Genomic DNA, 12,216 nt, shown 5'->3' with positions numbered 1-12,216 from the left:
CCACGACTGCACTAAAACTATTCTGACAGGAGTTAGCATGTTAAAAAATAAAGCGTCTTTATTCAGCCTGATTGCTGTGATGCTGGCAGCCCCCTCAGCCAGTCAGGCAGCAGAAAAAGTTGTTCCGACGAACCTTGAACCATTACATCATGTGATTCTGGAAAACCAGTACGTCACGGTAATGCGGGTGATGATTCCCCCCGGAGTCTCTACCCTCTTCCATGAGCAGCACCTCGATTATGTGAATACTCATATTGATGGCAGTCCGGTGACTATTTCCTATCCCGATAAACCGGCGGTGAACACGGTGATGGCCAGCGGCAACGTGAAATTCGGTGCCCATCAGGGTAAGTCTGAGACGGATAAAGTCACCAATACGGGACAGACCGTGAATCAACAGGTTGCTTTTGAAATCCGCCAGCATGGCCCATTGCACTTTCCTGAAGCTCGGCGTCCTGATTTGCCGGTATTTCATGAAGTCCTGGATAAACCCACGGTGAAAGGCTGGAAGGTCACCTTACAGCCCGGAGAAAGCACGACGACGTATCAGCAGAACGGGCCCGGAGTCAGGGTCTTTTCACCGAAGGCCGTGTACTCATCAGCGAGCCAGATAAACCAAATCGTACCCGCCAGTTGTGGGTGCATAAAGGAGATGCGTTCCTCACCTCACCAGGTAAGGTAGAGATTATTGATGGTGGCGACACGCCAATGATCTTTAATGATTATGAGCTGCGCTGATTGCACAACGACTGCCGGTCCCGCGATAGCGGGGCCGGCACATTCCTCAGGCGTTGTCCTGACGGGCAGCACTGGTTTGTCTGGCAAACGGCAATGCACATAAGCAGAACAGTACTGCAGACAGAATGGAAACCACCGCGACAGAATACTGAGGTGCATGCAGGTAACAGAAGGTACTGCAGATTATGGAAAAGACCCAGCCGGCAATCAGATAACCCGGCGCATAACGTCCTTGTCCGGCAATCATCCAGCCAATAATCGCACCACCAATTCCCGGCACAATTATCCCCAGTAAACTCAGCCAGTTCACCAGCCAGTTACTGATGCCAGCCAGCGCCAGTCCGGTACCGACAATACCCAGTAGCACCACCAGATGACGGAAGCTCAGAGGAATGACTGAACTCCAGCCGGAAGCGGCGTTGTACAGTCCATGAGTGGCCACTGAAGCACAGTTGATCACAAAGAATACTGCGGCAAATACACCGAAATACGGTCCCAACTGTGTCAGTAAGTGAGCAAAATCACCGTCCGTCGCTTCTCCGGTAGCAGCCACTAACCCGCCGAGCAACATCGGCAGGGTGTTTGCCACAGGAAATGCCGCCAGTGAGGCGATAACCGCCTGAGAAGGTGTTTTAGACCAGCGGGTAAAATCTGCCGTCAGGGTACCGGAATCAACAAATACCGAAATGGCCATTGTGACACCAATGCCCAGCGCCAGGCTGTGGCCGGAAGACGGAGTAAAATCCACTACCTGCTGCCAGCTGTGATGGCGAAAATTCAGTACCACACTGATGATACCGGTAATAATAAACAGGCAGATTGAAATAATACTAATCGGTTTCAGCATCTGCATACCTGCCATCGACAGCAGCGTAAATGCCACACCGACCACCACCACTGACCAGCCCAATGGCAGACCCAGCAACGTATTCAATCCATGCCCCGCCAGCCCGGTCTGGACAGCAAACCAGCCGACAACCAGCCCGGAAAGAAATATCGCAATCAGTTTCGCCCCTGCCGGACTGAAAATTTCCCGGCAACTCAGCGCAAAGGTTTTGCCCTGTCTGGCCGCAAGGGCGCTCAGACAGGCAACATACACGGCCAGTACAATATTACCGGTGATGATAGCCAGCATTCCGCGGGTAAAGCCCAGACTGGTCACAATCTGCGCTCCAACAAAAGCGCCGACCATCACCATCGGGAAACCCGCCCAGACTACGGCGACGGAAAATAAACTTTTTCGAGCGGAGGCGGGGACTGACTCGTGTTCGTATTCATTCAGTGCTTGAGACACGTTAAAAGCTACCTTACAAAATGAGGACCTGTAAGGGATGATGCAAAACCTGAGCCAGTTATCAGAGGCTGCCCGCAATGGGCTGTTGCACAGGCATCGCGGACATTGCACCAAAACGAAGCACTACCAACAGGCAGACTAAGGCTTCCAGGGGGTTAGCTGTGCATCAGACCAGGAGCCATAAGCAGCATTAGGTAAAACAATCCAGTCATCGGCAAAATGTGCTTCACTGTCGCGCACCAGCTGACGTTGTTGATCGGTGGTTTTTTTATTTTTAAACTGCGCCGCAAGGTCAGGCAGACTGTCACCGAATAACATAATGATGTTGTAATGCTTCCGGATGGCCTCGCGACGCACCTGTTTGGAAGCCGTATCCAGTAATACATTCTCTGCGGAGACCTGGGGCAGACCTAATGCACGCAGTGTTGCCAGTGTTTGTTGTTTGTTGGCTTCAGAGCGGTCAGACACATAGAAGATATGCACTTTTTTATCGCTCACGGTTTGCAGGAACGCTTTGGCTCCCGGGATTAATCCAGGATGCCCCCTCTTTTCCCAGGCATCCCAGGTGTCCCATTGCGTGTAGTCATGGCAGTTCTCCATATCCCGGACCAGCAAAGGTGAGTTATCCAGCACGGTTTCATCAAGATCCATTACTACTGCAGCCTTTTCCGGTGACGCTAAATGTGCCACCTTCTGCAAAAAGTCCTGACGGGCAAATTTATAGGTCTGTAACTGAAGAGCCATTATTTCTGCCGATTTTTGCTGGTAACGTAATGCCATTTCATAGGCTTTGGGTGCACAGATTCCGGGGGCATCGGCCGCATAAGCAGTGATACTGATGACTGGAAGTATCAGTAACGGCAGAGTTTTTAACAGGTTTTTCATCGGGTTCGCTCGCAGATTAGTCTGACAGGCATACTATGGAGAGAACATGACAGATTTATGATAATGATGAACGAGGGAAATCAGCTCTGAGAGCGACACAGAATCACCAGGGTGGCTAAGTGCCTGACTGACAGTCGTCACAAAAATATCCGGCCATCCTTTGCTGATGGCCGGACATCATCAGAAAACTTCGTCTAACAAAATAAACATCGCAGAAAAGGCACGGGCACTGACATCGGCATTATATTCCGCCACACCTTTAACATTGGCATGCACATCGGTGAAGGAATGCACAGCGCCCTGGTAGCTGTGAAGTTTCCAGTCTACTTTTGCGGTGGTCATTTCACGGGCAAACTCAGGGAGTTGCTCCCGTACCACCAGCGGATCCTCTGCCCCATCCAGAACCAGCACTGAACCTTTAATATCTTTAGCGTCATAGCTACCACAGGTATCCAGCCCTCCGTGGAAAGACACGGCCGCCTTGATGGCTGCGCCACTACGGGCATATTCCAGAGCACAATGGCCACCAAAACAGAAACCAATAGCAGCCACTTTATCAGCAACAACCGGAGCATCAGTCTGAGCAGTCAATGCCTGAACTGCAACAGCCATACGTCCGGCTTCTTCCGGAGTATTTTTTACGGTCATCATTATTGAGCCGGCTTCCTCAGCAGATGACGGACGAATCCCTTTACCGTATAGATCAGCCACCAGCACCACATAACCCTGAGCAACCGTCTTTTCCGCCAGTTCAACGGCCGCATCGGTCACCCCCATCCAGTTAGGCGCCATAACAATCCCCGGCACCGGGTTTTTCAGGCTGGCATCGAACACCAGTACTCCTTCCAGTTCAGTACTGCCGGAATGGTAGGTGATTTTTTTCGATTGGAACTGGCCCATAAATTCTCCTGACTCTGATTAGATGAAATTGAAAAAATAAAAATCCGGCTCCGCTAACCGCAGACGAAGTTGTTATTCATTGTTTTAGCGGATAGCTGCCAGCATAGTGTGACTTTACTCAGCTTCAATAGCTTTTTAGTCACATGGCATTTACTGCCACAACAGATTTTGTTTCTGTTTATTTTTTATTCTCACACACAAATTTAAGCATTTCAGAAAAAGAAAAATTACCAGGTGATTGAAAAATACCCGCTTACTGAAGCGAGTCAGTTCATAAAACTACCAATTCATCATTCAACTCTGTGATGTTATTTGATTTTAATTAACATGCTGTTACTTTTTAGCGTGTAGTTGACTGAGACTATAAAAATAAACGCTATCTTATCTGACTGGGATCATTATGAAAAAATCGCTGTTCCGCAGCCTTTACATCCAGGTACTTATTGCCATCGCTATCGGGGTATTTCTTGGACACTTTTATCCTGAGATAGGCACTCAGATGAAACCGTTAGGTGACGGTTTTATCAAACTGATAAAAATGGTTATTGCTCCGGTCATTTTCTGCACAGTTGTGACAGGGATTGCCGGTATGGAAAGCATGAAAGCCGTAGGGCGCACCGGTGCCATTGCCCTGCTGTATTTTGAGATTGTCAGTACTATTGCCCTGATTATTGGCCTGATTGTGGTAAATATTGCGCAGCCCGGCGCAGGGATGAACATTGACCCGGCCAGTCTGGATGCGTCCGCCATTACCACTTACGCTAACCAGGCGAAACAACAGGGAATTGTGTCTTTCATTATGGACATTATCCCGAATAGCGTGATTGGCGCCTTTGCCAGCGGCAATATTCTGCAGGTACTGATGTTCGCTATCCTGTTTGGCTTTGCACTGCATCGCCTGGGTAATACCGGCACGCTGATTTTCAATGTTATCGAAAATTTCTCACAGGTCATCTTTGGCATCATCAATATGATCATGCGGCTGGCGCCCCTCGGCGCCTTCGGTGCCATGGCCTTTACTATCGGTAAATACGGCGTCGGCTCGCTGGTACAACTCGGTCAGCTCATCGTCTGTTTCTATATCACCTGTGTGTTGTTTGTGGTGATTGTTCTAGGGGTGGTGTCCCGTTACATCGGCTTCAACATTTTCAAATTCATTGGCTATATCAAAGAAGAATTGCTGATTGTCCTTGGAACCTCCTCCTCTGAATCCGTATTGCCGCGGATGCTGAAAAAAATGGAAGATGTCGGCTGTAAAAAATCGGTGGTCGGGCTGGTGATCCCTACCGGCTATTCTTTTAACCTGGACGGAACCTCGATTTATCTGACGATGGCGGCGGTATTTATTGCCCAGGCGACCAACAGCCATATGGATATTTGGCATCAGGTGACTCTGCTGGTGGTACTGCTGCTCTCTTCAAAAGGGGCTGCGGGTGTGACAGGCAGTGGATTTATCGTCCTGGCGGCCACCCTGTCGGCGGTTGGCACTTTGCCGGTCACCGGGTTGGCGCTAATCCTGGGTATTGACCGTTTTATGTCAGAAGCCCGTGCCCTGACTAACCTGGTCGGAAACGGTGTCGCTACCCTGTTTGTCGCTAAACGAGTGGGTGAACTTGATGAGCAACAGATGAAACAGGTGCTGGGCGGGAAATAACCCCCCCTTCCCCGGTTAATCGCCAGCGGAAGGCGGAGAACCGGGGACAATCCTGTCGCCGGGGTCAGGCTATCGACCAATCCTTGCTTAAATCCTTTATTCCCGCACCAGATAGCGGGCATATTTATTGACGAATTGTTTGGTTCTTAGTTGCTGAGGGTGACGAAAAATCTGGTCCGGTGTCCCTTGTTCTGTTATCCCTCCCTGTTCCATAAAGATCACACGATCTGCAACCTCAAAGGCAAACTCCATTTCATGAGTCACCACAATCATGGTCATCTTTCTGCCAGCAAGGGTTCTCATCAGTGACAAAATATCTTCAACCCGTTCAGGGTCAAGAGCGGAGGTCGGCTCATCAAAAAGCAACACCTGTGGCTCCAGGGCTAAGGCACGGGCAATAGCAATCCTCTGCTGCTGTCCTCCGGAAAGAGCGACCGGATAGGCATCAGCTTTCTCTGATAATCCCACTTCTGCAAGCTGCTGACGGGCAATTCGGTTCGCCTGCTGGCGATTCATTCCGCGCGTAAGTTGTAAAGGAATACTGATATTGTCCAGCGCGGTATAATGCCGGAACAGATTATAATGCTGAAAGACCATCGCGGTTTTTCGTCGCAGCGCCAAGGCTTGTGGTTCAGTAATCTTTGGTGCATCCACTGCGACGTTATCTATAGCAATGTGTCCGGCATCAGGAAGTTCCAGCAAATTAAGGCAACGTAACAGCGTCGACTTACCCGACCCTGATGGACCAATAACAGCAATCACCTCCCCTTCAGCGACTTCCAGATTTAGCCGTTCAAAAATTGAGTGCGGGCCATAACTCTTAGATAAATTTTCAACAGTTATCATTATCTACACTCTCCGGTAAGGCCTACTGATATATTTCTCCAGTACTGACTGAAGTAATGAAATAACAACGGTCAGCACCCAATAAATCAGGCCAATCGCCAGATAGGATTCAAGAAAATTATAACTGGCCGCAGCCATAAGTTTTGCCTGAGCGAACATATCCACCACCCCAATAGTAAAAGCCAGCGAGGTATCTTTCAGGATCATAATTAAGAAGGTACCCGACGGCGGAATGGCAATCCGGGCCGCCTGAGGGAAAATAACTTTCCAGTAAGCCTGGCGGCGCGTCATACTGACCGATAATGCCGCCTCATATTGTCCCGGGTCCACCGAGATCAGGGCTGAGCGAAAGACCTCAGAAAGATAGGCGGCATTTCGGATACTCAGGGCCATGATCACGGCCGTCATTGCATTAATTGAACTTAACGCCGGTACTAACTGGGGCAATCCGAAATAAAGAATAAATATCTGAACCAGGGACGGTACTCCCCGGAAAAAAGAGACCAGCACCAGGGTGATGTAATATATAACCGGAATTTTTCTTTCAATAATTATCGAAAAAATAATCCCGATAACCACGGCAAAGAAAAAAGAGCAGAAGGCAATAAAAAGCACTATCGGTAAATACTTCAGCAACTGCGGAATAATATTGATGAGATAATGAAAATCAAGATGCATAATATACCCCTGGTTAGCGAAACAGGTTCAGTCGTTGCAGAGAAAACTCGTCGACAGACAGTGTTAACCGCTTCTCACAAAGCATCTGCATAGCAATTTCGCCCATGGCAGGCGCTAATTTAAACCCGTGTCCGGAGAAGCCACTCATCAGCAGCAAATCCGGTTGTCCCGGAGGGTGTCCAATCACGCAATGTTTGTCACTGCTGAAGGCATCCGGATGACCACTGGTACGCACCGGGTCTTCTGACAGGCCATTCATAAAATTCCGGATAACATACCGCGTCGCCTCAAGTTCTGTTTCCGTGATGCGGAAATCTTCCTTATCGATATCAGCAATAACATGCCCGGGAGTACTGATACCTATTTTAACCATGCTGCCTTCGATGGAAGGCACACCAAAACTAAAGTAGCCCTCAGTTCGTCGGGTAAATATCGGAAACCGCGGTGGGGTAAACCACGAAATATCTCTGGCGGGAAACCATGAAAGAATGAGTTTACGTGCGAATATGTCATCGCTCATCACGGGAAATAATTTTCTTACCCACCCGCCGGCCGTCACCAGCACTTTATCATAGCGCCGGAGGCTGCCATTCACACGAATGAAAGCCCCCTGGCTGTCGGTATCTATCGCTTCTACCTGGCAATGGGAATAAATGGCAGCCCCTAAATCTGCGGCCTTTCTGAGCGCGGTGGTGACTGCCAGCTCCGGACGTAAATATCCCGATTCCTGATCAAAAATAACTATTTCATCATCATGAAAACGATGCCCGGGATAGAGACGTCTCGCCTGCTCCGGCTCAGGTCGCTGATGGGCAATATCAAACTGGCGGATACTCTGCAGGACTTTACTGATGCCATCATCATCTTCCTGACCGATCGTCAATCCGCCGCACAGCGTTAATAACGATGTCCCGGTCTGCTGCTCCAGCGACTGCCAGAGTTGTCTGGAGCGTTTTAGCAACGGGACATAATGCGCCCCTTCTTTATAGGCAGTACGAAACAGGCGACTTTCTCCGCCAATACCACTCCGTTCACTGCCCAGGCCAAATTGCTCAAAACCGTCAACACTGACCCCGGCTTGCGCCAGTTGCCAGAGTGTCATACTCCCCATCGCTCCCAGGCCAATCACAGCAACTTTCATCAGAATTCCACCCAGTGTCCAAATTCATCAATCAGTTCTGTCGCCCTGGCATTTTCGGTGACCTGTTGCGGGCTCTTGCATCCCGGAATCACACCCGCCACAGACGGATTGGTTAGGCACCAGGCCAACGCCCAGCGAGACAGCGGAATACCTTCCGGAACCTCTTGCTGTCTGATCTCCGCGACCTGAAGAAGCAATTGCGTGGTTTCTTCAGCATCATGCCGGCTACGGACATCATCAGCAGCAAACACGGCATCCGGCTGATATTTGCCACTCAAATAACCACTGGCCAACGGAACTCGTGCCAACACGCCTAAATCGTATTCGCTGGTCAGCGGGAAAGCCTGTTCCACAGCACGCTGGTCAAGCCGGTTATACACCAGCTGGATAACTTCAGCCCCTACACCGGCGGCGGCAGCCACCTGCTTCGCATTACCTTCTTTAGCCACCGAGATCCCTAAATGACCTATCTTGCCGGCACGTTGCTGATCCGCAAGTAATTGCCAGAGTTCATCATTAAAAAAGACCTCATCACTGCCGGAATGGAACTGGTATAAATCAATGCGCTCGGTCTTCAGGGCGCGTAGAGAGTCTTCCAGTTGACGCAAGACACTGGCCGGTTGCCATTCGGCTTGCCGGTCAAAGTTACCAGTGAAATGGTGACCAAACTTGGTGGCAATCAGCCAGTTGTCACGCTGTCTGCGTGACAGGTAATTACCAATCAGTTGTTCTGACAGATGATCTCCATAGCACTCTGCGGTATCAATCAGATTGATCCCTTCCCCGGCGGCGGTATCCAGAATGGCATCCACTTCCGACTGCGAGAAAGGACGTCCCCATTCACCACCAAATTGCCAGGTCCCTACACCGACTACTGATACCTTTCGTTCTGTTTTACCTAATCGTCTGTAGTGCATAATGTCGCTCTTAAGAATAAAACCCGGGTTCAGGCAACTGTCCTGTCAGCGCATAGCGCCCCAAAGTTAGTAACTTATACTCAGCCGGATTATGTAAAGTATGAGTACGAACATTGCGCCAGAAGCGATCAAATCCATAGCGTGAGGCTGTTGCCCTGGCACCCATCACGTCGAAAATGCCGCCACAAATTTCCAGAGCAACCTTGCCGCCAAAAACATTCGCCGCCGCAACAAGGTAGGCTGTTTCACCACGCTGGACATCATTCAAAGACAGGCCCCTCTCAAAGGCCTGATCAAACTCAGCCGTGGCCCTGTCTGCGAGACTGGAGAATGCTTCGAGCTGTGCTGCAAATTCGCCATATCGCCGTTGGATCAACCGATCATCCTGAGCCTGGTCGACGCCTGAGGTGTGCCACGGTCGGGATTGTTCGCGGGTATATTCTGCAGCACTGGCTAATGCGCCTTCTGCGCTACCCAGGAAAACATGAGTCAGAATAAGTTGTGCCAGTACCGGCCCCAACGTATTAAAGGGTAATGTGCGGTCTGAGGGGGCAAGGGTAAGAATATCCTTCTGATCAACAAACACATCCTGATAGCTGACGGTACCACTGCCGGTTTGCCGCTGACCGATACAATCCCAGTCATTATGGATATGCAGCCCCGGAGAAGCGGGATCAATTACAGCTCTGACGATGGTGTCCGGTTGATCTTCTCTGCGGAACGATATCAATAGCCGGTCCGCGTAGGGCGAACCGGAGGTAAAATTCTTCTGGCCATTCAGCCGAAAGCCGCCGGATTCCTGTCGTCCCGTCACTCGTTTATCCAGAGAATTATTCGCATTCCCCCAAAACCAGCGATGGATGACCGTCTGACGCTGCAACTCAGCAAACTGCTGTTCAGTACCACTGATTCTGGCAACCACCTGATTCAGGAAATGATAGCCATAGAGATGGGCCAGCGAGCCATCTGACCTTGCCAGCCGCCTGACCACATCCAGTGCTGCCGACCAGGGCAGTCCCTGGCCGCCGTATTCACGGCTGATAATTAAAGACAACAGCCCGCTATCACGTAATAATTCCACTTCATCTAATGCCAACCCGCCGTTTTTATCTCTTTCAACAGCTGTTGCAGAGAGCTGGCTGGTCAGATTTTCAATAATGCTTTCTGTGTCAGCTAAATGGCTCATCACTTATCTCCGTCCCGGTAAAAATAATTTGCTGTTATGGATGAGTAATATCTTTACCCAGCCACTGGACTGAAAGCCGGGTCAGAGTTCCGTCTTTGGAAAGCTCATCTAAAGCCTGATTAAATTTAGTGACAAAGGCCTGATCTTTATCATCTTTACGGAACGGAAAGGCCTGTTCGATGGTGTAAAGTTTTTTATCTGAAGCAATTTTTAATGGCAGGTTTTTCGCTTTAATTTGTACCAGTGCTGTAATTTCGCTGTCGATAAAGGCGTCAAGTCGCCCGTTAACCACATCGTCATAGACACCGCTGTTATCCTGATACGTTTTTATGGTAAACGGATTACCATGCGAAGCATCCCACTGAGCTGCGTATTGCTGTAAATCATTCCCCAGCATAGCCCCCAGAACTTTTCCTTTAAGGTCAGAAAGATTTTGGATATTGCTGTCTTTTTTGACGACTAACTGTGCCCCGTCATAGGCATAATCTTTAGAAAAAAGATATTTCTTCTGCCGTTCAGGAGTGACTGAAACCAGGTTGGCAATAGTATCAATACGGTGAGTATCCAGCATACCAAACAAGCCACTAAACTCAGCGGTAGTCCATTCAATTTTATAATTAAGTTTTTTACCTATCGCGTTGAGTACATCGACATCAAAACCGACCAGATTGCCATTCGCATCCCGCGATTCAAAAGGAGGATAGGCACCTGATGTTCCCACCCGTAATATAGTTTGTGAGTTATCCTGTGAATTATTTTTCGGTGAGTTATCTTTTTTATCATCGCATCCGGATAGAACGAAAGTCGCTGCCAGAATAATTGCCAGTGCAGTTTTAGGGGATGTATTCAACTTTATCATTATTTATCTCTTAGACAGGTTTATTTATTCAGGGTGTCGAATCTAAAATACTTATGATATTCTTTTGAAAATCCTTTATTTCTTCCAGAGGGAAACGAAAACTCAAAAGAACCATATCAATTCCCGCCCGTTCAATATCGCGCAGACGGCTGGCAACCTGTTGATAGGACCCGATCAGTCCGGTGCGTAACCCTTCATTATTCGCCACAAAACTATCGATACTTGCATCCGACTGCCACATTCCCTTAGCTTCACTGGCTTTTTCACGAAATTGTGCAATTGCAGATTCATCCGCGGCCGCAATAATCTCTTCATATTCAGCCCTGGCTTGCTCTTCGGTTTCTCTGGCAATTACAAATGCATTAACAGAAAATTTCACGATACGTCCGAGAGGGTGAGCCACCTTGTTGACCGCGTCTATTTGCTGTTGCAGCCGCTCAACAGGTGCACCATTAATAAAATACCAGTCAGAATATTTCCCAGCCATTTCCTGAGCATCACCGGAATTACCTCCCTGAAATATGGCTGGGTAAGGTTTCTGAGAGGGAGACGGACGCATCGTGCTATTTTTTATACTGTAATGCTGGCCTGCCAGGCTGAAATTTTCCTGTTGCCAGAGCCCCTGAAGTACCTGCAAGTATTCTTCAGAACGTTTATAGCGCTGTTCATGGTCAACCCATGGCACGCTCAGGTTTTCCTGTTCCTGTTTGAACCAGCCGGAAACCAGATTGATGTGCCAACGGCCCCGACTAATATGGTCTAAGGTTGCACCTATTTTTGCCATGGTTGCCGGAGGAACAAAACCAGGTAATACAGCCGTGATTAACCGGATAGAATGCGTTTGTACCGCAACAGCGGCGGCCAGAGTCAGCGGGTCTAACTGACCATCGGCCTGGTTCTGTTGGGTATGAGGAGCGCTGTAACGGGTAGGAAATAAGACACCAAAGAATCCGGCAGCTTCTGCCGCCTGGGTTAATGCCAGATTATATTCATAGCTCCAGTCAGTCACCTGCTCTACGCCCGAGCGCAAAAACCCCCCGGAAGTACTGGTTGCCCAGGTTGAAAATTTTAGTGCCATATCTCTCTGTCCGCGTTTAAAAATCAGCGGGCATAATAGA

Annotated in this window: 12 protein-coding genes; 2 read left to right on the top strand and 10 right to left on the bottom strand. The window is 49.2% G+C overall.

The features are described 5' to 3' along the window. The first annotated feature begins 37 nt into the window (after positions 1 to 37). Positions 38 to 682, top strand: coding sequence for a hypothetical protein (locus HA49_RS18955; RefSeq protein WP_245610239.1), 645 nt, complete (start codon positions 38 to 40; stop codon positions 680 to 682). 102 nt (positions 683 to 784) lie between these two features. Here the strand turns inward: HA49_RS18955 and HA49_RS18950 are convergent, their stop codons facing one another. From HA49_RS18950 to HA49_RS18940, 3 genes are all read right to left on the bottom strand, one after another. Continuing rightward, positions 785 to 2,032 carry a purine-cytosine permease family protein gene (locus HA49_RS18950; protein WP_072055964.1) on the bottom strand — a complete coding sequence of 416 codons (1,248 nt, stop codon included), beginning with the start codon at positions 2,030 to 2,032 and terminating at the stop codon, positions 785 to 787. Positions 2,033 to 2,170: 138 nt separating this feature from the next. After that, positions 2,171 to 2,917, bottom strand: coding sequence for a 5'-nucleotidase, lipoprotein e(P4) family (locus HA49_RS18945; protein ID WP_038016284.1), 747 nt, complete (start codon positions 2,915 to 2,917; stop codon positions 2,171 to 2,173). 180 nt (positions 2,918 to 3,097) lie between these two features. Then, positions 3,098 to 3,817, bottom strand: coding sequence for a dienelactone hydrolase family protein (locus tag HA49_RS18940; protein WP_038016283.1), 720 nt, complete (start codon positions 3,815 to 3,817; stop codon positions 3,098 to 3,100). 400 nt (positions 3,818 to 4,217) lie between these two features. On the opposite strand from HA49_RS18940, the gene HA49_RS18935 reads away from it, so the two are divergent. Beyond that, positions 4,218 to 5,471, top strand: coding sequence for a dicarboxylate/amino acid:cation symporter (locus HA49_RS18935; RefSeq protein ID WP_038016281.1), 1,254 nt, complete (start codon positions 4,218 to 4,220; stop codon positions 5,469 to 5,471). Positions 5,472 to 5,567: 96 nt separating this feature from the next. Here HA49_RS18935 and HA49_RS18930 read toward each other — a convergent pair whose 3' ends face one another. The 7 genes from HA49_RS18930 to HA49_RS18900 are packed head-to-tail and all read right to left on the bottom strand — an operon-like array spanning position 5,568 to position 12,176. Beyond that, on the bottom strand, positions 5,568 to 6,317 hold the full coding sequence (locus HA49_RS18930) for an amino acid ABC transporter ATP-binding protein (RefSeq protein WP_038016278.1): 750 nt from the start codon (positions 6,315 to 6,317) through the stop codon (positions 5,568 to 5,570). A gap of 3 nt (positions 6,318 to 6,320) precedes the next feature. Next, positions 6,321 to 6,995, bottom strand: a complete 675-nt coding sequence (locus HA49_RS18925; RefSeq protein ID WP_038016276.1) for an amino acid ABC transporter permease — start codon at positions 6,993 to 6,995, stop codon at positions 6,321 to 6,323. Positions 6,996 to 7,008: 13 nt separating this feature from the next. Further along, positions 7,009 to 8,136 carry an N-methyl-L-tryptophan oxidase gene (gene solA, locus HA49_RS18920; protein ID WP_038016275.1) on the bottom strand — a complete coding sequence of 376 codons (1,128 nt, stop codon included), beginning with the start codon at positions 8,134 to 8,136 and terminating at the stop codon, positions 7,009 to 7,011. Then, positions 8,136 to 9,053, bottom strand: a complete 918-nt coding sequence (locus tag HA49_RS18915) for an aldo/keto reductase (RefSeq protein ID WP_038016273.1) — start codon at positions 9,051 to 9,053, stop codon at positions 8,136 to 8,138. Before HA49_RS18915 ends, solA begins: the two co-directional genes overlap by 1 nt. Positions 9,054 to 9,063: 10 nt before the next feature. Continuing rightward, positions 9,064 to 10,239: an acyl-CoA dehydrogenase family protein gene (locus tag HA49_RS18910; RefSeq protein WP_038016272.1), complete on the bottom strand. Its 1,176-nt coding sequence runs from the start codon at positions 10,237 to 10,239 to the stop codon at positions 9,064 to 9,066. A 34-nt stretch (positions 10,240 to 10,273) separates the two neighbouring features. Further along, positions 10,274 to 11,098, bottom strand: coding sequence for a transporter substrate-binding domain-containing protein (locus tag HA49_RS18905; protein ID WP_038016270.1), 825 nt, complete (start codon positions 11,096 to 11,098; stop codon positions 10,274 to 10,276). A 28-nt stretch (positions 11,099 to 11,126) separates the two neighbouring features. Then, positions 11,127 to 12,176, bottom strand: a complete 1,050-nt coding sequence (locus HA49_RS18900; RefSeq protein WP_038016269.1) for an LLM class flavin-dependent oxidoreductase — start codon at positions 12,174 to 12,176, stop codon at positions 11,127 to 11,129. Positions 12,177 to 12,216 lie beyond the last annotated feature (40 nt).

It is taken from the genome of Tatumella morbirosei, assembly GCF_000757425.2.
Classification (GTDB): domain Bacteria; phylum Pseudomonadota; class Gammaproteobacteria; order Enterobacterales; family Enterobacteriaceae; genus Tatumella; species Tatumella morbirosei.
This window is presented reverse-complemented; position numbering and strand designations above follow the sequence as displayed.